At 71.2% G+C, this 17,286-nt stretch carries 20 protein-coding genes; 9 read left to right on the forward strand and 11 right to left on the reverse strand.

Annotated elements, in window-relative coordinates; translation table 11 throughout:
• Positions 1-179 precede the first annotated feature (179 nt).
• The 3 genes from ACH442_RS32845 to ACH442_RS32855 all read left to right on the forward strand — a co-directional run bounded on the left by ACH442_RS32845 (position 180) and on the right by ACH442_RS32855 (position 2,259).
• Positions 180-566, forward strand: a complete 387-nt coding sequence (locus ACH442_RS32845) for a cupin domain-containing protein (protein ID WP_396342027.1) — start codon at positions 180-182, stop codon at positions 564-566.
• Positions 567-965: 399 nt separating this feature from the next.
• Positions 966-1,367, forward strand: a complete 402-nt coding sequence (locus tag ACH442_RS32850; protein ID WP_396342028.1) for a VOC family protein — start codon at positions 966-968, stop codon at positions 1,365-1,367.
• Positions 1,368-1,395: 28 nt separating this feature from the next.
• Positions 1,396-2,259: an SDR family oxidoreductase gene (locus tag ACH442_RS32855; protein ID WP_396342029.1), complete on the forward strand. Its 864-nt coding sequence runs from the start codon at positions 1,396-1,398 to the stop codon at positions 2,257-2,259.
• Positions 2,260-2,364: 105 nt separating this feature from the next.
• Here ACH442_RS32855 and ACH442_RS32860 read toward each other — a convergent pair whose 3' ends face one another.
• A complete protein-coding gene (locus tag ACH442_RS32860; RefSeq protein ID WP_396342030.1) occupies positions 2,365-2,943 on the reverse strand; it encodes a Dps family protein in 579 nt (192 codons plus the stop codon).
• 113 nt (positions 2,944-3,056) lie between these two features.
• Here ACH442_RS32860 and ACH442_RS32865 point away from each other — a divergent pair, with 113 nt between their 5' ends.
• Positions 3,057-4,232 (forward strand): MFS transporter, encoded by a 1,176-nt coding sequence (locus ACH442_RS32865; RefSeq protein ID WP_396342031.1) that lies wholly within the window; start codon positions 3,057-3,059, stop codon positions 4,230-4,232.
• On the opposite strand, the gene ACH442_RS32870 is transcribed toward ACH442_RS32865, so the two are convergent.
• Complete coding sequence (locus ACH442_RS32870) at positions 4,177-4,371, reverse strand: hypothetical protein (protein ID WP_396342032.1); 195 nt, start codon at positions 4,369-4,371, stop codon at positions 4,177-4,179. The two genes, ACH442_RS32865 and ACH442_RS32870, sit on opposite strands and share 56 nt — an antisense overlap.
• A 125-nt stretch (positions 4,372-4,496) precedes the next feature.
• Complete coding sequence (locus ACH442_RS32875; RefSeq protein ID WP_396342033.1) at positions 4,497-5,339, reverse strand: LysR family transcriptional regulator; 843 nt, start codon at positions 5,337-5,339, stop codon at positions 4,497-4,499.
• A gap of 72 nt (positions 5,340-5,411) precedes the next feature.
• Here ACH442_RS32875 and ACH442_RS32880 point away from each other — a divergent pair, with 72 nt between their 5' ends.
• Positions 5,412-6,620, forward strand: coding sequence for an MFS transporter (locus tag ACH442_RS32880; protein WP_396342034.1), 1,209 nt, complete (start codon positions 5,412-5,414; stop codon positions 6,618-6,620).
• Positions 6,621-6,633: 13 nt separating this feature from the next.
• On the forward strand, positions 6,634-7,200 hold the full coding sequence (locus ACH442_RS32885) for an alpha/beta hydrolase (protein ID WP_396342035.1): 567 nt from the start codon (positions 6,634-6,636) through the stop codon (positions 7,198-7,200).
• Here the strand turns inward: ACH442_RS32885 and ACH442_RS32890 are convergent.
• On the reverse strand, positions 7,166-8,284 hold the full coding sequence (locus ACH442_RS32890) for an NAD(P)/FAD-dependent oxidoreductase (protein WP_396342036.1): 1,119 nt from the start codon (positions 8,282-8,284) through the stop codon (positions 7,166-7,168). The two genes, ACH442_RS32885 and ACH442_RS32890, sit on opposite strands and share 35 nt — an antisense overlap.
• Positions 8,285-8,379: 95 nt before the next feature.
• On the opposite strand from ACH442_RS32890, the gene ACH442_RS32895 reads away from it, so the two are divergent.
• Positions 8,380-8,883 carry a MarR family winged helix-turn-helix transcriptional regulator gene (locus tag ACH442_RS32895; RefSeq protein ID WP_396342037.1) on the forward strand — a complete coding sequence of 168 codons (504 nt, stop codon included), beginning with the start codon at positions 8,380-8,382 and terminating at the stop codon, positions 8,881-8,883.
• A 274-nt stretch (positions 8,884-9,157) separates the two neighbouring features.
• Here the strand turns inward: ACH442_RS32895 and ACH442_RS32900 are convergent, their stop codons facing one another.
• Complete coding sequence (locus tag ACH442_RS32900; RefSeq protein WP_396342038.1) at positions 9,158-10,171, reverse strand: LacI family DNA-binding transcriptional regulator; 1,014 nt, start codon at positions 10,169-10,171, stop codon at positions 9,158-9,160.
• A 162-nt stretch (positions 10,172-10,333) separates the two neighbouring features.
• On the opposite strand from ACH442_RS32900, the gene ACH442_RS32905 reads away from it, so the two are divergent.
• Complete coding sequence (locus tag ACH442_RS32905) at positions 10,334-11,812, forward strand: cellulase family glycosylhydrolase (RefSeq protein WP_396342039.1); 1,479 nt, start codon at positions 10,334-10,336, stop codon at positions 11,810-11,812.
• 175 nt (positions 11,813-11,987) lie between these two features.
• Here ACH442_RS32905 and ACH442_RS32910 read toward each other — a convergent pair whose 3' ends face one another.
• The 3 genes from ACH442_RS32910 to ACH442_RS32920 all read right to left on the reverse strand — a co-directional run bounded on the left by ACH442_RS32910 (position 11,988) and on the right by ACH442_RS32920 (position 13,525).
• Positions 11,988-12,410 carry a hypothetical protein gene (locus ACH442_RS32910; RefSeq protein WP_396342040.1) on the reverse strand — a complete coding sequence of 141 codons (423 nt, stop codon included), beginning with the start codon at positions 12,408-12,410 and terminating at the stop codon, positions 11,988-11,990.
• Positions 12,407-12,841, reverse strand: a complete 435-nt coding sequence (locus ACH442_RS32915; RefSeq protein ID WP_396342041.1) for a MarR family winged helix-turn-helix transcriptional regulator — start codon at positions 12,839-12,841, stop codon at positions 12,407-12,409. The genes ACH442_RS32910 and ACH442_RS32915 overlap by 4 nt, the downstream gene beginning before the upstream one ends.
• Positions 12,842-12,946: 105 nt before the next feature.
• Positions 12,947-13,525 carry a TetR/AcrR family transcriptional regulator gene (locus ACH442_RS32920; RefSeq protein ID WP_396342042.1) on the reverse strand — a complete coding sequence of 193 codons (579 nt, stop codon included), beginning with the start codon at positions 13,523-13,525 and terminating at the stop codon, positions 12,947-12,949.
• Between the two features lie 89 nt (positions 13,526-13,614).
• Between ACH442_RS32920 and ACH442_RS32925 the strand changes: the two genes are divergently transcribed.
• Entirely contained in the window at positions 13,615-14,052 is a 438-nt protein-coding gene (locus ACH442_RS32925) for an anthrone oxygenase family protein (RefSeq protein ID WP_396342043.1), read from the forward strand.
• 18 nt (positions 14,053-14,070) lie between these two features.
• On the opposite strand, the gene ACH442_RS32930 is transcribed toward ACH442_RS32925, so the two are convergent.
• The 3 genes from ACH442_RS32930 to ACH442_RS32940 all read right to left on the reverse strand — a co-directional run bounded on the left by ACH442_RS32930 (position 14,071) and on the right by ACH442_RS32940 (position 16,909).
• The gene (locus ACH442_RS32930; protein ID WP_396342044.1) at positions 14,071-15,894 is read right to left on the reverse strand and encodes a BTAD domain-containing putative transcriptional regulator; all 1,824 of its coding nucleotides are present in this window, start codon (positions 15,892-15,894) and stop codon (positions 14,071-14,073) included.
• 27 nt (positions 15,895-15,921) lie between these two features.
• The gene (locus ACH442_RS32935) at positions 15,922-16,173 is read right to left on the reverse strand and encodes a DUF4242 domain-containing protein (RefSeq protein WP_396342045.1); all 252 of its coding nucleotides are present in this window, start codon (positions 16,171-16,173) and stop codon (positions 15,922-15,924) included.
• Positions 16,174-16,513: 340 nt separating this feature from the next.
• Complete coding sequence (locus ACH442_RS32940) at positions 16,514-16,909, reverse strand: BlaI/MecI/CopY family transcriptional regulator (protein WP_396342073.1); 396 nt, start codon at positions 16,907-16,909, stop codon at positions 16,514-16,516.
• Positions 16,910-17,286 lie beyond the last annotated feature (377 nt).

Below are 17,286 nucleotides of genomic sequence, written 5' to 3' on the forward strand. Positions count from 1 at the left end.
TAGAAGGACGTCGATTAACACACAAGAAACTTCGTCGTTTGCATTTTGTTGCAGCCCAGCGACCGCCGGAGCGGGCCGCAGCCCGTACGCTCCTTCCCCGCCGGAGCGCTGATCGGCGCAGCCGGAGGCCAACTGGTGGACCCTCGTGGTATCGAGCGCGTTCTCGCGATGATGGAGGCATGAGCAGCTACTTCAGAATCGTTCCGGAAGCATCGGTGCCGTCGCCGGCCGGGCCGTCGCGCACCTTCGACGGCGACGTGTGGCAGGCCGAGATCCTCGACCGGCAGCGCCCCGGCGGGCTGCGCGGGCACCGGTTCTCGTACGCGCCGGGCAGCCGCTCCCACTGGCACGTCCACACCGGCGAGCAGGCGCTGATCGTCGTCACCGGCCGCGGGCTGATCCAGTGGGAGGGGCTCGACGAGCCGCGTGAGCTGCGGGCCGGCGACTGGGTGCACGTCGAGCCGGGGGTTCCGCACTGGCACGGTGCCACCGACGACAGCATCTTCGTCCACTTGGCGGTGACCGCCACCGGCGAGACCGAGTGGGGTGACCGGGTCGAACGCTGAGCCGGCCGGGCGAGTGGTGGCGTTGCCGACGGCGGTCAGCCGTGGCGAAGCGCGGGGATCTCGCCTGGGCGGCCGCTGGTCGTGCCGCACTGCGTGCAGATGGCCGCCACCCGGCCTCGGCCCGCCCAGCGCTGAGCCGGCCTCGGGCTGAGCCGGCCTCGGGCTGAGCCGGCCTCGGGCTGAGCCGGCCTCGGGCTGAGCCGGCCTCGGGCTGAGCCGGCCTCGGGCTGAGCCGGGCTCGGGCTGAGCCGGGCTCGGGCTGAGCCGGGCTCGGGCTGAGCCGGGCTCGGGCTGAGTCGGCCGTGAGCTGAGCCGGCCGGTACCGCGCAGGCCATCCGGCCGCGGGATCGAGCAGTTCTGGAGAAGCGGCCGGCCCGGCGCGTTCCGTAGCGTGCGGCCATGATGACGAAGCTGAACGTCGCATCGATTTTTGTGCTGGACAAGGACGAAGCGCTGGAGTTCTACGCCGGCAGGCTCGGTCTGGAGAAGAGCAACGACGTCCAGCAGGGCTCCTACCGCTGGCTGACCGTCCGCGTCCCGGGTGGTGACACCGAGATCCGCCTGGAGCAGCCGGGCCCGCCCCTGCACGACGAGGCCACCGCCGAGCAGTTGCGCGAGCTGATCGCGAAGGGCGCGCTGAACGGCCTCGTGCTCAACACCGACGACATCCACGGGCTGTACGAGAGTCTCAAGGCGAGCGGTTTCACCGACTTCACGCAGGAACCGATCCGGCACTTCTACGGCACCGACATGGGCCTGCGTGACCCGTCCGGCAACGCGATCCGGATCCTGCAGCAATAAATACCGTGTGGTGGGGAATGCGGCCGGTATGACCATCACCAAAGAAGATCAGCAGGCGAAGGAGCCGCAGCAGCGGCCGCCCGGGCACACCAGCCGGATGGACCGCAAGCCCGATCACGGCGAGGAGTCGTACCGGGGTTCGGGGCGGCTCACCGGCAAGCGGGCGGTGATCACCGGCGGGGACAGCGGGATCGGGCGGGCGGTGGCGATCGCGTTCGCCCGGGAGGGCGCCGACGTGCTGATCTCCTACCTGCCGGAGGAGCAGGACGACGCGCGGGACACCGCGGCGCTTGTCGAGGCGGCCGGGCGCAAGGTGGCGCTGGCACCCGGGGACCTGACCGACCCGGCGCTGAGCAAGCGGATCGTCGACCAGGCGGTGCGCGAGCTCGGCGGGATCGACGTGCTGGTGAACAACGCGGCGTTCCAGATGACGCACGAGACGGTGGAGGAGATCCCCGACGAGGAGTGGCAGCACACCTTCGACACCAATATCACCGCGATGTTCCGGCTGGTCAAGGCGGCGCTGCCGCACCTCGGGGAGGGGGCGTCGATCATCAACACCAGCTCGGTCAACTATGACCAGCCGAAGCCGACGCTGCTGCCGTACGCGACGACTAAGGGTGCGATCGCGAACTTCACCGCGGGGCTGGCGCAGATGCTCGGCGAACGGGGGATCCGGGTCAACGCGGTCGCGCCCGGGCCGATCTGGACGCCGCTGATCCCGTCGACGATGCCACCGGAGCAGGTGGCGGAGTTCGGCAAGAACACACCCCTGGGGCGCGCCGGGGAGCCGAAGGAGGTCGCTCCCGCCTACGTGCTGCTCGCCTCCGACGAGGGCAGTTACATCTCCGGCGCGATCATCCCGGTCACGGGCGGCAAACCGATCCTGTGACGTGCCGTCCCGTTCTGTGACGCGCGGCTTCCGATACAGCGAGGACCAACGCCCGTACCAGCAAAAAGGCCGCCGGGAGCACCGGCGGCCTTTCGCGTGTGCAGGTCAGCGCTTGGCGCGCCGAGCGGCGGTCTTCTCGTCCTTGACGCCCTCGGTCACCAGCACGCCGGCCGCGTTCTCCAGGTGGGCGCGCACGAACCAGTGGTACTGCTCGAGCTGCCCGGCCTGGGCGATGAGCAGGTCCTGCGTGACCGGGTCGGGCTCGTCGGTCTTCTCGATCGCCTCGCGGTGCGCCTCGATCACGCCGGTGTAGACGATGTCGAGCGCGGCCAGGTGCGAGTTGGTGTCGGCGCGGCCGATCGAGTAGTCGTCCCAGGTCCGCTGGGCGACCAGCGCGCCGGGCGTGCCGACCGGGGAACCGCCGAGGGTGGCGATGCGCTCGGCGATGTCGTCGACCATCTCGCGGACCGCGTCGACCTGCGGGTCGAGCATCTGGTGAACGGCGATGAAATGCGGCCCGACGACGTTCCAGTGAATGTGCTTCAAGGTGAGCGCGAGGTCGTTCAGCGCGTTCAGCCGGTCCTGCAACAGCGTGATGACCTCACCCGCAACTTCGGGCTTGATCCCGGGCACGGTGTAGCTCGGGCTCGTGGTGCTGACTGTCGCTCGCTTACGCGGTGGCATCGCTCATCACTCCTTTTCCGGATAGTCGACTCGCGTTGTTCCCTGTCGACGAATGCGCAAACGCCATTCCGGAGAAGGTGCCGGAGACCACTGCCGGGTAAAGAATGGCATCCATGACTCTGGCTCGATATCTGCTGTCCGCTGTCGCTGTCCGTCTCGCCGACGAGGGCGCCCGGGTCGCTATCGTGCTGCTCGCGCTGGAGCGCGCCGGCGACGCGGCTCTCGGCGGTCTCCTGGTGGCGGCGCTGATGGTGCCGCATGTGCTCGCCGCGCCGCTGGTCGGAGCGGCCGCCGATCGCATCCGCCGCCGTCGATTGCTTTATTCAACCGCTTTCATTTGGTACGGCGTGAGTCTGGCCGTAGCCGCGACCCTGATCGGCTCGTGGTCCTGGGTGGCCGCGCTGATCCTGGTCAGCGCCGGTTGCCTCTCCCCGCTGATGCTCGGCGGTCTCAGCAGTCTGCTCGGTGAACTGGTTCCGGAGAACCGGGCCCGCGCGTTCAGTCTCGACGCCGGGACCTACGGGACCGCGGGGATCGCCGGCCCGGCGGTCGCGGCGGTGCTCGCCGGCTGGGCGGGCGCGGGCTGGGCCCTGGCCGGGTTGGGCGCGTTCGTGGTGGCGGGTGCGGCGCTGTTCCTGACGTTGCCGTTGCGCGGCTGGTCGCCGTCGACGGCTCGGGCCGTACGCCCCATGGCGGGTTTCGGGGTTTTTGTGAAACGGCGTCGACTGGCTGCGGTGACCGCCGCCTCGACGTTTCAGATGCTCGGTTTCGGGGCGCTGCCGCTGGCCGCTGCCTCGATCGCGGCCCACCAGCACCGGCCCGCGCTGACCGGTCTGCTTCTTTCGGTGAGCGCGTGCGGCGGGCTGCTCGCCTCGGTGCTCTGCACGCGGATCCCGGCCGTGCACCGGCGGCCGGAACTCGTGGTGGTGCTCTGCACGGCGGCGATGACAGTGCCGTTCGGGCTGGCCACGCTCGCCTGGCCGGCGGTGTCCTTCGCCGTGGCCGGGGTGTTCAGCGGCGTCGCGGCGGTCGCGCTGTTGAGCACCCGGGACCGGGAGGCCCCGCCGGAGCTGCGCACTCAGGTGTTCAGCCTGGGCGCCGGGTTCAAGGTGACCGCGGCGGCGGCCGGAGCCGCCGCCGGTGGTCTGCTCGCGTCGGGCGATCCCGCGATCCTGCTGGTCGCCATTGCCGCGTGTCAATTGCTCGGAGCGGCAACCGGGGGATTGCTTCTGGTCAGACCTTCTGCGTCTCGGTCGTTGACGGATGCAGCTCAGCGGTCGTCTTCTTGACGAACCGGCCGGTGCTGGTGCTCCGGTTCACCTCCCGGTCGCCGCGTTCCTTGCCGACGTGCTCGGTGCTCGTGGCCTTCGGATCCTTCTTCGCGGTCGACTCCTTGACGAATCGGCCGCTGCGCGCACTGCGATTCACGTCGTGTTCCTTGCCGGCCATGTCGGGCGACCTCCTGTCGTGTCGTGAGTGGTCCTCTCTTAACGTGCCCATCGGGAAAAGGTGGAAACGTATGGATCTGCCGTGCGGGTCTCACCGGCGGAACGTCATCGAACGAGTCCGAGCCGTGCCGCCAGGGTCGCGGGGTGCACCGCGTCCGGCGGGGGACCGAGAGTGACCAAGGCCAGGCGCAGGGTGTTGCGGATCGGGGCGGTGGCCACCAGGTCGGCCGGGTCCGCATACATCCGGGCCAGGCAGCGCGGCATCAGCGCCGGCACGCGGAGGGACCGGGCCATGCGCACCGCCGTCTCCGCGGTCGCGGCGTGCCGCGGCTCGGCACCCAGGGCGGTCAGCCGGTCGCGCAGGACCGGCGACGACATGTCGATCGTGTAGACGATCACGACCCTGTCCCGGTACGGCCGGCGACCGCGGCCCGGACCGGCAACCCCGGCCGGGAACAGCATCGCGTGACTGTCGCGCCCGATCGGGGTCGCGACCACGCCCGGCGGCAGCGTCACCTGGTCGGCGATCGCCACCACCACCGCGTCCAGCGAACCCTCCGCCACCCATCCGATCATCCGATCGCCGTGGTCGGTGACCTGCGTGACCGGCATGTCCAGGGCCGGGAACAGCAGCGGCGCGAAACTGGAGAACGTGCCGACGGTCAACGGCCGCTCCCGCGCGGCGGCCCGGGTCTGGTCGACGAGCGCGGCCAGGTGGTGCAGGATGTGCGCCGCCCGGTCGGCCATCTCCCGCCCGGCGCTGGTCGGCCGTGCGCCGGTCGGATCGCGGTCGAAGAGCCGCTCGCCGACCCGGCGCTCCAGCGCGGCCAGCCGCTGACTCGCCGACGGCTGACTGATCAGAAGTTCTCGCGCGGCGGCACCGACCGAGCCGAGGCGGGCGACCGCGGTGACCAGGCGAAGATCGTCGACCTCCGGCAATGAACCCATAGGCCCAGCCTATGCTGACCACCGCGGACGTGCACGCTACCGTGCGTCACCGATCGTCGGCAGCATCAGGGCATGGGAGAACGACGGGACCTGGGAATCCTGCTGCTGGCCACGGCCGTCAGCTGGATGGGCCAGCGGCTGACCGCTGTCGCGTTGCCGCTGGTCGCGCTGGAACAGACCGGCTCGGCATGGACCACCGGGCTGGTCGCCGGGGCGGCCGGGCTGCCGCTGGTCACGTCCGGGTGGTGGGCCGGGCGGTTGCGGCGGCTCGTCACCGACGGGCGATCACTTTCGGTGCCGATGCTCGTGCAGGTGGCCGGGTTGCTCATCGTGCCGGTGGCTGCTTCGACGGGCGGGGTCACGGCCGTACATCTGGCAATTGCGGGTTTGATCTCAGGTTCTGCCGCGGCCGTCGCCGGGCCGGCGCGGCACGCGTTGACCGCCGACATCGGGGATCGCCTCGGCGCCGGAACGCCCGCGCGGGCCCTGGCGTGGCAGGATCTCGCACATCGCGTCAGCATGGTCATCGCGCCACCGATCGCCGCTGCCGCTGTCGCGGCGGGCGGCACCATTCCCCTTCTCTGGTCCGAATGCTGCGGCATCGTGCTGGCCGCTCTGCTGCAATTCCCGGTACGCGGTGAGCGCGCCCGCCCGCCATTCCGCGAACCGCCGGTCCGCCTCCGGCAGGTGTGGCACGGCCACGCGGAACTGCGCCGGATCATCGTGATGAGTGGCGTCGGCGGCCTCGCCTGGTTCGCGTTCACGCTGGGTCTGGCCGTGCTCGGCGCGCAGGTCGGCCGCCCCGGCGTGCTGATCGCGGCGGGTCTGACCGGATATGGCATCGGCTCGGTCTCCGGCGCGATCCTGGTCCCGTCGATGACCGGTCGGCTGTCCGCATTGCCGACCGCCGCGGTCGCCTGGATCGTTCTCGGAACGTCGTTCGTGGCGATAGCGGCCGGGGCGAATTCGGTTCCGTTCGTCGGAGCGTGCGCGGCCGTGGGCGGTGCGGTCATGCCATTCGGGATAGCCGCCGTGAATACGCTGATCAGCCGCCGGACGACGGGCGGGGAACGGCGCGCCGCGTTCGCCGCGGAAAGCGTCGCCCACGACGGCGCGTCGACCGTCGGCATGCTGTTCGGTGGCGCGATCATCGGGGTTGCCGGTGCCCGGCCGACCCTGGTGGTGGCGGGGCTGTTGCAGATCGCGGCCGCCGCCTTCGCGCTGACCCGAGCCGACGGAAGGCGGGCCGCCGAGCGCGCTCACGCCGGGCTTGAAGATTGAATATCATCGCTGGATGGCAGTCGCGCTGTTGATCCCGGGTGGGGACTACTCGGCGGAACGCCCGCTCCTGCACTTCGCCGGCGAGGTGTTCGCGAAACACGGCTGGAGGACGCGGGCGGTCCGGTGGCCGTCGCTGCTACCGCCTCGCGGCGACGACTTCGCGCTGTGGAACCGGCAGTTGCGCTCCTACGTCCACCAGTACCTGAGTCAGTTGCTCGGTGGGGAGCCGGATCGGCGGGTCGCCCTGGCCGGGAAGTCGATGGGCTGCTTCGCGGCCGCGCTCGCCGCTGATCGGGGGCTGCCCGCGGTGTGGCTCACGCCGGTGCTGCGCGACTCCGAGCTGCCGGGCGACCTGCAGCGGGCGACCGCGCCGTTCCTGCTGCTCGGCGGGACGGCCGACCCGACCTGGGCGCCGGCGATCGCCCGTGGTCTCGGGCGCCCGTTCTTCGAGGCGGCGAACGCCGACCACCGGCTGGCGATCCCGGGCGACCCGGTCCGGTCCGTCGAGGTGTTGCGGCAGGCCACCGCCGCGATGGACTCGTTCGTCAGCGCCCTGGCGCCGAAGGCCCCGGCTGGTTGAAGCGGGCGGCGAAGCGGGCCGTGAACAGGTCGGCGCCTTTGCGCTGGTGGACGGTTTCGGGGGTGGCTGCAACGGGCCCGTCGGCGGCCGGGAGCTGGCCGACGCCGGCGTGCGGGCCCAGTGGCAGGAGGATCCGCCGCCCGCGCGTCGGGGTGTGGGTGGTCCCGGGCGCGTCGCCGGCGAGCTGCGCCCGGATGTTCGCCGCCACGATCGCGGCGTGCTCCATGGCGAAGGACGCCATCTTCGGGTCCGGCAGGTCGGCGATGTCGCCGATGGCGTAGACGTGGTCGTAGCCGCGGACGTTGAGGTGCCCGGTCACGGGGACGGTTCCGGCACCGGTCAGTGGCGTCAGGCGTCCGTCGGTCAGGTAGCCGGTGTTGATCTCGACGCCGAACGCGCGGAACCAGATGTCGGCGGTGACCGGCTCGCCCTCGCCGGTGGTGACCGTGAAACGGGTCGCCCGGCCGGCCGGGACCGGCGGCAGCGCGGTCAAGGTGGTGCCGAGCCGCAGGGCGATGCCCTTCTCGTCCAGCTGGCGGTGCAGGCCGTCACGGACCTCGGGCAGGAAGCCGGGAAGGAGCCGGTCGCCGCGGTCGGTGACGAGCACGTTCTTCTCCGGCCAGACGTCCTTGATCTCCCCGGCGAGCTCCAGACCGACCGGGCCGGCGCCGACGATCAGGACGCGGCCGGCGCCGGCGAGTTGCTCGTGGGTGTCGCGGAGGTCGTCCAGCTGCTGGGCGATGTCGTCCGCGCCGGGCTGTGGCTTGGCCGGGTACGAGTAGCCCGAACCGGTGGCCAGCACCAGGTAGTCGGCGTGAACACGCCGGCCCGAAGCGAGGGTCACGCCCTCGGGGCCGGCCGAGACGACCCGATCACGGACGACTTCTCCCCGGTCGAGCAGGGTTCCGTACGGGAAGAAGGCGTTGGCGGCCCATGCCGGGCGGGTCAGGGCCCGCAGTGACGCGGCGGCGTTGACGAACCCCTCCCGAGGGTCGACGAGGATGACGTCGGCGTCGGCATCCAGTTCCTTGGCCACCAGTGTCCCGCCGTAGCCTCCGCCGACGATCACGACCGTACGCCCCATGACGTTCCTCCTCGAGTGAGTTTCCGATTCGAGTTGACGCGACAACTGTAACCCGATGAGTTGTCGTGTCAACTCGGTACGGATAGCATTTCGTCATGGCTGAACCGCAGACGCTGAAACCGGAACAGTGGGAGCTGTGGCACCTCTGGATGCAGGCCCATCGCCTGCTCAGCCAGGCGCTGGACCAGGATCTGCAGCGGCAGTACGGGATCTCCAAGGCCGAGTTCAGCGTGCTCGTCACCCTGCACCGGACGGCTCGCGGGCAGATGCGCGTCGGTGAGCTGGCCGAGTCACTCACCTGGGAGAAGAGCCGGGTCGCGCACCAGCTGACCCGGATGGAGAACCGCGACCTGGTCCTGCGGACCGACCACGAGACCAGCGGACGCCGCGTCGCGATCGGCCTGACCGAGAAGGGGCGCCGGGCCGTCGAGAACGCGATCCTGGGGCACGCGGACAACATCCGCCGCTACTTCTTCGACACGTTGACTCCCGAGCAGGCGGAAGCCGTCCACACCTGGAGCCGGCAGACCGTCGACCGCATCGAGTCCGGCGACGCACGACCGGTGGGCGGTGGGCTCGAAGCGATCGGGCCTGGGTGAGCGACCGACAACGGGATGGCAGCCGGTGGCGCCATCGGACCAACCCGACGGCGGTGCGGCCGTCGCCGTACCATCCGCCGGCCGACGCGCAGCCGGAGGCGACCCGTGGCAGGCGGTCGACGGCCCGGCGATCAGCGTGCGGGTCGCCGCGCCACCCGGCCGGTCCGCGGACCGTGCGCGGTGCGCCTGAACCACATCACGGCGGGAGACGCGTCCTCCGAGGACCTACCCGGCCGTGGAGTTGCGATGCTTGCCGGAATTGTGGGTGCGCTGCTCAGGCCGGCGGGGCGGTGCTGGCGCGGACGAGCAGGCGGGTCGGCTGGTCCGGCTCGGAGCTGGGGGAGCGGCCGTCGATCACGTCCAGCATGACTTTCGCGGTGTGCACGCCGTACGCCTGGATGTCGCGGGCCAGCGCGGTCAGCGCCGGCCGGACCAGGAAGCACAGCGTGGAATCGTCGCCGGCGACGATGGACAGCTCGTCCGGGACGGCGACGTTCATCTCCTGGGCGACGTTGAGCGCGGCAGCGGCCATCACGTCGTTGTCGTACATGATCGCGGTCGGGCGGTCGCGCCGGGACAGCAGCGTGCGGGTGGCGCGCACGCCCGCCTCCCAGGTGTAGTCGGTCTCGATGACCTGCGGGTCGGCCAGGCCGTGGGCGCGGATCGCGGTGCGGAAGGCGCTGATGCGCACCTGCGTGTGTTCCAGGGCGGGCAGGCCGGCGGCGCGGGCGATGCGCTGGTGGCCGAGCGCGACGAGGTAGTCGACGGCCCCGGTGACCGCTTCGATGTCGTCGGTCCAGACCGAGGGCAGGCGGCTGTCCGTGCGCGGGCCGCCGACCAGCACGGACGGGATGCCGAGTTCCTCCAGGACCGGAATGCGCGAGTCGTGCGTCCACAGGTCGGTGAGGATCATGCCGTCGACGCGGCGTTCGGCCCAGCAGCGGCGTGTCTCCTCGATCGCGGCGCGGTGGTCGTCGACGACCTGCAGCAGGAGGCCGATGTGCTGGCGGGACAGTTCACGTTCGAGACCGGCGATGAAGCGCATGAAGAACGGTTCGGCGCCGAGGGTGTCGGCGGGGCGGGCGATGACCAGGCCGACGCTGTGCGCGCGGGAGCCCGACAACGAGCGGGCGGCGACGCTGGGTCGCCATCCGATCTCGTCGGCGATCTGCAGAATGCGGCGCCGCGTCTCCGCCGACACGCCGGGGCGGCCGTTGAGCGCATAGGACACGGCGCCGATCGAGACGCCGGCCCGGGCGGCTATCTCCGCGATCGTCGGGCGCTTCATCCGCACCCCCTGATTAAGCGTTTAAGCCGAGTCGGGCTGCACGAAGACATCGTACGTGATGAATGTGCTTTGCGGTCTTGACTTAAAGGCTTAAGTTCGCAAGCGTGCGGCGAAGCGGCAGCCCCCGATCTGCCGCATCCCCACGCAAGGAGAAAAGCTCACATGCGATTTCGCCGTACGTCGTCAGTCGCCGCAGTCGGTGTGCTGGCTGCGACCGCCCTGGTCGGGGTGGTCCTGCCGGCCTCGGCCGCGGCCTCCGGGTGCTCGGTGAACTACACCGTGACCGGCCGCTGGCAGAACGGTTTCCAGGGCTCGGTCGCGATCACCAACCTCGGTGATCCGCTCACCGCCTGGAAACTCGAATTCGACTTCCCCGACGCCGGTCAGAAGGTGACCCAGGGGTGGAATGCCACCTGGGCGCAGACCGGCTCGCACGTCACGGTCACGAACGCGAGTTGGAACGGGAGCGTCCCCACGGGCGGCAGCGTGTCGTCGCTGGGCTTCATCGGCTCATTCACCAGCGCCAATGCAGATCCGACCGCTTTCCGGGTCAACGGTGTGGCCTGCAACGGCGGGACGACGACTCCCAGTTCGCCTCCGCCGAGCAGCAGCAGCGGACCCGCTCCGGCACTGCACGTCTCCGGCAACAAGCTGGTGACCGCGGCCGGCAAACCCTACCGGCTGCTCGGCGTCAACCGGTCCAGCGGCGAGTTCGCCTGTGTGCAGGGCAAAGGCATGTGGGACGGCGAGCCGGGCACTCAGGCGAACATCGACGCGATGAAGGCGTGGAACGTGCACGCGGTGCGGATCCCGCTCAACGAGGACTGCTGGCTCGGCACCTACGGCACGCCCAGCGGGGCCGCGTACCAGCAGGAGGTCAAAGCGTTCGCGGACGCTCTGGTCGCCAACGGGATCAATCCGATCCTCGACCTGCACTGGACGCACGGCGTCTACACCGGCACGTCGACCGCCTGCGCCGACGTCAACGCGACCTGCCAGAAGCCGATGCCGGACGCCGAGTACGCCCCGAAGTTCTGGGCCGGCGTCGCCGGCGTCTTCAAGGGCAACAACGCGGTGCTGTTCGACCTGTTCAACGAGCCGTACCCGGACGCCGCGAACAACTGGACCGACGCGACCGCGGCCTGGAAATGCCTGCGCGACGGCGGCACCTGCACCGGCATCAGCTACCCGGTCGCCGGTATGCAGAGCCTGGTCGACGCGGTCCGCGGCACCGGCGCGACCAACGTCCTGCTGGTCGCCGGGCTGACCTGGACGAACGACCTGACCCAGTGGCTGACCTACAAGCCCAGCGACCCGGCCGGAAACATCGTCGCGTCCTGGCACTCCTACAACTTCAACGCCTGCGTGACCGTGGCCTGCTGGGACAGCCAGATCGGCACGGTCGCGGCGCAGGTCCCGGTGACCGCCGGGGAGATCGGGCAGAACACTTGCGCCCATGACTACATCGACCAGGTGATGGCCTGGGCCGACAAGAACGCGGTCGGCTACCTGGCCTGGACGTGGAACGCCTGGGGGATCTGCGGCAGTTCCGGCAACGTGCTGATCGAGAACGTGGACGGCACGCCGACCAAGACCTACGGGGAAGGGTTCAAAGCCCATCTGCTGACGGTCACTCCGTGAGCGCAGCGGCCCGGGCAGTGATCCAGCGGCCCGGGCCGCCCCGGCGCGGCGCCGAGGTGCAGGGGAGCGCGGTCACGCCGCCACCGGGCGGCCCGGCTCACGGCCGTCGGCGGCCATCTTCACTCCGCCCTGCGCCATGTCGCCCGACGTGCTCCGCGAGGCGATACAGGGCTGGTCACTGATCGAAGGGGAACGGCGCGCGATCGGGAGCGACCCAGCCCTGCCTGGCGGCCGGGCCGGCCAGTGTCGCCGGGTGGTAGAAGCGAGTGAGCAACCGCTTGTCGAGCAGGGCCGGGTGGCGCTCCGCGAAACGGGCGAAGCTTTCCTCAGGGGTCTCGGACGCGTGGTGCCCGATGAGTTCGACCCAGGCCCGGCTGACCGTCGCGTGGTATTTCTGCGGCGCGCCGGCATAGCGGGCGGTGCGCTGGATGCCGTCGCTGATGAGGGCGACCGCTTCGGGTGTTCCGTACCGGCGCACGGCCAGCCAGGTCAGGTGGACATGCTCCCGGTGGCCGAACAGCTCGGCGGTGGCCATCACCTGGGCCATCAACGATGCGAAGGCTGCCGCTGCGGCACTCGACGACGAAGGGGTCGTCATGCCGGCATTCCCGCCAGGATCTCCAGGCTCTGCCGCAGGACGGCGATCTCGGCGGCCGACCGGCCTTCGAGCGCTCGTTGCTCGATGCGAGTGATCGACTCGCGGATGGCGGTGGCTGCCTCGCGGCCGGCCGCGGTCAGCTCGACGACGACAACCCGGCGGTCCCCCGGGCGGGCGCCCCGGGTGATGTGGTCACGTCGCTCGAGACGGTCCAGCACGCTGCTGAGCGTGGTGGGTCGCACGCCCACCGCCTTACCCAGCTCGGAGATCGTGCGGCCCCGGCCGTCGGCGAGGTTGGCCAAGGCGTTGATCTCGGAGGCGGTCAGATCGAGATCGACCAGTTCGGCGGCGAGAACCTGCAGAGTGGCGTGGGTCGCGCGCTGCAGGGCGAGCAGGGCTGACCAGTCGGGTGGCACCTCATCGGATATCACGATTTCGGAATATACGATTTCGTAGTACCGCGGTCAAGGCGAGCCATGGCCATGCCCCGCCCTGGAGGTGCCGACAAGAGCATCGACCCCGGGGGTGACGGAAGGTCAGAGCACGGCGAGCCGGTCCACCAGCAGTTGCGTCCGGCGCTCGGCCAGCTCCGGCGGCAGTCGACCGGCCCGGGTCAACGTGGCCAGCCCGTGCAGCCCGGCCCAGAACAGCTCGGTGAACAGCCCCGGCTCGACTCCGTCGCCGGCGACGTCCCCGAGGTTCTCCAGCAGGGCGGCGAACGCGTCCTTCAACGGCTCCGGGGTGTCCTCCCGGGCGAACGCCAGGCCGCCGTCGAGCTGGAACATCGCGTCGTAGACGGCGGGACTTCGCGCGGCGAAGCCGAGGTAGGCACGGGCGAGGGCGACAACCCGGTCACGCGGCTCGTCGGCGGCACCGACTGCGGCCCGCAGCGCCACCGCCAGCTCGGTGGCACCTTCGAGGGCGACGGCGCCGATGATCTCGCGCTTGCCCCGGAAGTGGCTGTAGAGCACCGGCTGGCTGTACTCGATCCGCTCGGCGAGCCGCCGGGTGGTGACCGCGTCCCACCCCTGCTGCTCGGCGATCTCACGGGCCGTCGCCAGGATCAGGCGCTCGCGCTCGGCTCGTTCGCGTTCCTTGCGTCCCTGTACCGACATGGCCGAATCCTAGCACCGCTAGCCAATCGAGCATGAGCAATGCTAGCGTCGACACATCATCTGTCAGTGCTAGATTCTGGAGGGTCGCCATGCTGCAAGTGCTCACCATCGTGGTCGTCGGCGTGATGGTCGGCGTCGAGTTCGCCGTCGCCTTCGTGATCAACCCGATCCTCGCCGGCCTGCCGGACGACAGCCTCATCGCCGGTCGCGCCCACGGCGGCCGGATGCTCGGCGCCGTCATGCCCTTCTGGTACATCGGCTCGCTCGTCCTCGTCACGATCTGGGCCGTCACCGCCCACCACGAGTCCGGCGTTGCCCTCGTCGTCACCGCGGGCGGGCTCCTGCTGCTCAGCGTGATCATGTCGATCGCGCTGCTCGTCCCGATCAACAACCGCGGCAAGACGTGGACCGCCGCGAACCGCCCGGCCGACTGGCGGCGGCAGATGAGCCGCTGGGACCGCTTCCACCACGTGCGCGTCGCGATCATCATCGCGGCCTTCACCCTGCTGGCCACCGCTCTCGTCTGACCCCGGTGCCAACCAGGATCAAGCCCCTGATTGCGTACGCCGTGAAAGCGCCCGTCCCGCCAGCAGCGCGTCCAGCGCCGGGTTCCCGATGTCCCCGGCCAGCAACCGAGCCGCCTCCCGATCCCCGGCGCCGCCCAGCGCACCCCCGTGCCACATCGCCCGCACCACCATCTCCCGCATCCCGGTCCGTGACGCCAGCCGCCGCAGCGCACCGACCCACAGCGGCGTGTTCGGATGCCCGTGCCGCCGCCCCAGCCGGCACTGCGCGTCAAGGATGTACGCGTCGAGCCACACATACGAGTCGGCCATCCGGTTCGACCGCCGCCGTGCGTCCGCCAGCAGCTCGAACGCCCGCCCGCTGTCCCCGCTCGCTTCCGCGATCAGCGCCAGCGACCGCGCCGCGATCCCCTCCCAGCACGGATCCCCGAGCCGGCAGGCCCGTGCGAAGGCCTGCTGCAGCATGCTCGCCGCGATCTCCGGTTCCGCCGCGGCGAGGTGCACTTCTCCGCGCAGGGCCTGCGGCCACGGCAGAAACGCCAGCCAGTGGTCCTGCTCGGCGAGCCGGACAGCCGCGTCGAGGTGCTCCGCCGCCGACGGAAGGCTCCCGGTGAGCAGCTGCACCCGGCCGAGCATGGACAACGCGTACGCCTCAGTTCGTCGGTCCCCGCAGGAACGCGCAAGCCCGGCCGCCTGCGAGAGCAGCCGCCGGGCCGGGCCGTAAGCCGCCCGGTCGCTCTCCACCGAGCCGAGGTAGGTGGTGACCCGAGCGGTGATCGCCTCCGACCCGCCGGCGACGGCCAGCGCATCGCTGAGCCACCGATGACTACGGTCGTAACGGCCACGCAGAAAGTCGACATACCCGATCTCCGCCCGGGCCCGCGCCACCGCCGCCAGGTCGCCGCCGTCGAGCCCGAGCCGTTCCGCCTCGTAGAGCACGGCCAGCCCTTCCTCGTCCAGGCCCCGCAACGAATGGATCAGCGCCTCGGCCAACCGCAGCCGAGCTGTCAGCCGCAGCGCCCCACTGCCGGCCCGGTCGGCCAGCGACATCGCGGTCCGCAACGACCGCACCCCGGTCTCCACCACCCCGGCCGCCACCGCCGCCGCGCCCGACTCCACGATCGCCTCGACGGACGCGTCGTCCGCCGCGGCCTCCCGGCGCCGCCGCCCTTCTCCGATCGCCTGCTCGACCGCCCGCCCCGGCGCGGCCCCGAGCTCTCGGCGGAACAGTTCGGTGACCGCCGCGAACTGCCGGTCCGCGGCCCGATCGTCCCCGGCCAGCCGGTACAACCGGATCACCAGCGCCTGGTGGTTCTCGTCGAGCGGACTCATCGCGGCCGCACGCTGCGCCAGGCGGGTCGCCGCGTCGAGATCGTCCTCGGCGAGCCGGCCCAGGGCCGCCTCGTGCAGGATCGCCTCGGCCGCCGCGGCGATCCGCCGCCGCTCGGAGAGCAGCCACGACTCGAACGCCGGCGCGTCCCGCACGGTGACGCCCTCGAGGAGTTCGGCACCGAGACCGGGCAGGTCGACCGCGGCGGTCCAGGAACCGTGGGCCAGCACGGTGACGTCGACGACGGCGTCCGGCGGCAGGCCCAGCACCACCGGATCGCCGTCGAGGGTGACCCCCAGGCAGCGGCGGATCTCGGCCAGACCCCAGCGCAGGGCCCGCAGCGGGTCCTGCGCCTCCGCGTACAGCAGCCCGGCGAGCCGCCCGCGGGTCAGCGGTCGCTCGCTGAGCAGCAGGCAGGCCAGCAACGCCCAACTCTTGCGGCTGCGCATCTGGCAGGCATCCGCGCCGGGCCGCTCGACCCGCGGCGGACCGAGCAGATGCACGGTCAGACCCATCGCCGGCCCGGCCCTCCCCTCGACCGATCAGCCCTGCGCGCTGATCGGGTAGATCTCGTCGGCCACCAGCCCGTGCGCCTTGCGGTGCACCGCGCCGGCCGCCTCCGCGTCCGGCGCGTCGACCAGGCAGAAGATCTTCCCGCCGGTCTCGTCCACCCAGTACTTCAAGTAGTTGACACCGAAGTCGGACTGCGTGGCCAGATCGGCCTCGTGCGCGGCGGCGACGTCACCGGCCAGCAGCCCGTCGCCGACATTGTGGACATCCATGAACAGCGGCATTGTCGTCTCCCGACAGTATCGGCCCGGGCGTTTCCCGGCCCTGCGCCCATCAGACCGCTGCCCCGTTTGACGCTCCGTTTGACGCCGGCTCGGCGTCATCGGCATTCCTTCCGGGCGGGCTTGACTCTGCCCCAAGGGCAGACCCGAGCATCGAAGGCATGAGAAGAACAACCGTTTCAGGCGTAGGTCGTGAGCCCACCGCCCAGCACCGGCGTGCCCGTGGCCACGGGCACGCTGTGGGACCGCGCGGCGATGAGCCCGGCGGCGTCCGGGGCGGTCGGGGTGCCGGGGATGACGGGGCCAGCCGCAGAGGAGTTGTGCCGGCGGGTGGACGGCGCGGTCAGGCCGGCTGGTCGGAGTCGGCGAGCAGGTCCCACAGGATCGCAGCGTCGGAGGCGTCCAGCCCGGCGGCGAACTGCCGCAGCACGGCGTGCCGGTCGGAGCCGTCGGCCAGCACCGCCCGCATCCGAGCCGCAGCGGTGGTCGCGGCATCCTCGACCGGCCAGTACTCATGCCCGCGCCCGGCCCGGCGCCGCTGCAGCATCCCCTTCTCGTGCAGCCGGATCAGGATCGTCTGCAGCGTGTTGTACGCCAGGTCGCCGCCGACCCGCTCCTGCACCTGGGCCGCGGTCATCGGCGCGCCTGCCGCCCACAGCGCTGTCATGACGGCACCTTCGAGCGCTCCGGGCCGCCGCCTGTCCTTCGTCACCCCGTGAGAATATCGGCAACCCCTCACCGGCAAGCTGACCGTGACCGCGCTGGTCGGCCTGCTCGCGGTGGCCTTGGGCGGCTGACCGGTTCCGCGCTGATCGGCCTGCTCATGCTCGCCCTGGTCGGCTGAACGCGCCGGCCGATCAGCTCGCCCGGCCACGAACTGGTCCCGCCCGTCCGGGCGCACCGTCGCCTCGGCGGCCGCAGCGCTTGTCCGGCTGATGGCCGGCCGGCCGCTGTCGCGCACCCGCCGCCTTCGCGCGACCGCCCCCAGCGCGGCGAGCAGACCTGGCGCGACGGCTGTCACCGCCTTCGCGCGACCGCCCCCAGCGCGGCGAGCAGACCTGGCGCGACGGCTGTCACCGCCTTCGCGCGACCGCCCCCAGCGCGGCGAGCAGACCT

Origin of the sequence: Actinoplanes sp. NPDC020271 (assembly GCF_044388125.1) — a bacterium.
Lineage (GTDB): Bacteria > Actinomycetota > Actinomycetes > Mycobacteriales > Micromonosporaceae > Actinoplanes.

Bases quoted from the DNA above. Each gene is read 5' to 3' on its own strand.
- ACH442_RS32935 (WP_396342045.1), bottom strand. From the start codon at position 16,173: ATGCCGCTGTTCATGGATGTCCACAATGTCGGCGACGGGCTGCTGGCC.
- ACH442_RS32900 (WP_396342038.1), bottom strand. From the start codon at position 10,171: ATGAAGCGCCCGACGATCGCGGAGATAGCCGCCCGGGCCGGCGTCTCG.
- ACH442_RS32920 (WP_396342042.1), bottom strand. From the start codon at position 13,525: ATGTCGGTACAGGGACGCAAGGAACGCGAACGAGCCGAGCGCGAGCGC.
- ACH442_RS32865 (WP_396342031.1), top strand. From the start codon at position 3,057: ATGACTCTGGCTCGATATCTGCTGTCCGCTGTCGCTGTCCGTCTCGCC.
- ACH442_RS32930 (WP_396342044.1), bottom strand. From the start codon at position 15,894: ATGGGTCTGACCGTGCATCTGCTCGGTCCGCCGCGGGTCGAGCGGCCC.
- ACH442_RS32885 (WP_396342035.1), top strand. From the start codon at position 6,634: ATGGCAGTCGCGCTGTTGATCCCGGGTGGGGACTACTCGGCGGAACGC.
- ACH442_RS32855 (WP_396342029.1), top strand. From the start codon at position 1,396: ATGACCATCACCAAAGAAGATCAGCAGGCGAAGGAGCCGCAGCAGCGG.
- ACH442_RS32910 (WP_396342040.1), bottom strand. From the start codon at position 12,410: ATGACGACCCCTTCGTCGTCGAGTGCCGCAGCGGCAGCCTTCGCATCG.
- ACH442_RS32860 (WP_396342030.1), bottom strand. From the start codon at position 2,943: ATGCCACCGCGTAAGCGAGCGACAGTCAGCACCACGAGCCCGAGCTAC.
- ACH442_RS32875 (WP_396342033.1), bottom strand. From the start codon at position 5,339: ATGGGTTCATTGCCGGAGGTCGACGATCTTCGCCTGGTCACCGCGGTC.
- ACH442_RS32905 (WP_396342039.1), top strand. From the start codon at position 10,334: ATGCGATTTCGCCGTACGTCGTCAGTCGCCGCAGTCGGTGTGCTGGCT.
- ACH442_RS32895 (WP_396342037.1), top strand. From the start codon at position 8,380: ATGGCTGAACCGCAGACGCTGAAACCGGAACAGTGGGAGCTGTGGCAC.
- ACH442_RS32880 (WP_396342034.1), top strand. From the start codon at position 5,412: ATGGGAGAACGACGGGACCTGGGAATCCTGCTGCTGGCCACGGCCGTC.
- ACH442_RS32845 (WP_396342027.1), top strand. From the start codon at position 180: ATGAGCAGCTACTTCAGAATCGTTCCGGAAGCATCGGTGCCGTCGCCG.
- ACH442_RS32925 (WP_396342043.1), top strand. From the start codon at position 13,615: ATGCTGCAAGTGCTCACCATCGTGGTCGTCGGCGTGATGGTCGGCGTC.
- ACH442_RS32890 (WP_396342036.1), bottom strand. From the start codon at position 8,284: ATGGGGCGTACGGTCGTGATCGTCGGCGGAGGCTACGGCGGGACACTG.
- ACH442_RS32850 (WP_396342028.1), top strand. From the start codon at position 966: ATGATGACGAAGCTGAACGTCGCATCGATTTTTGTGCTGGACAAGGAC.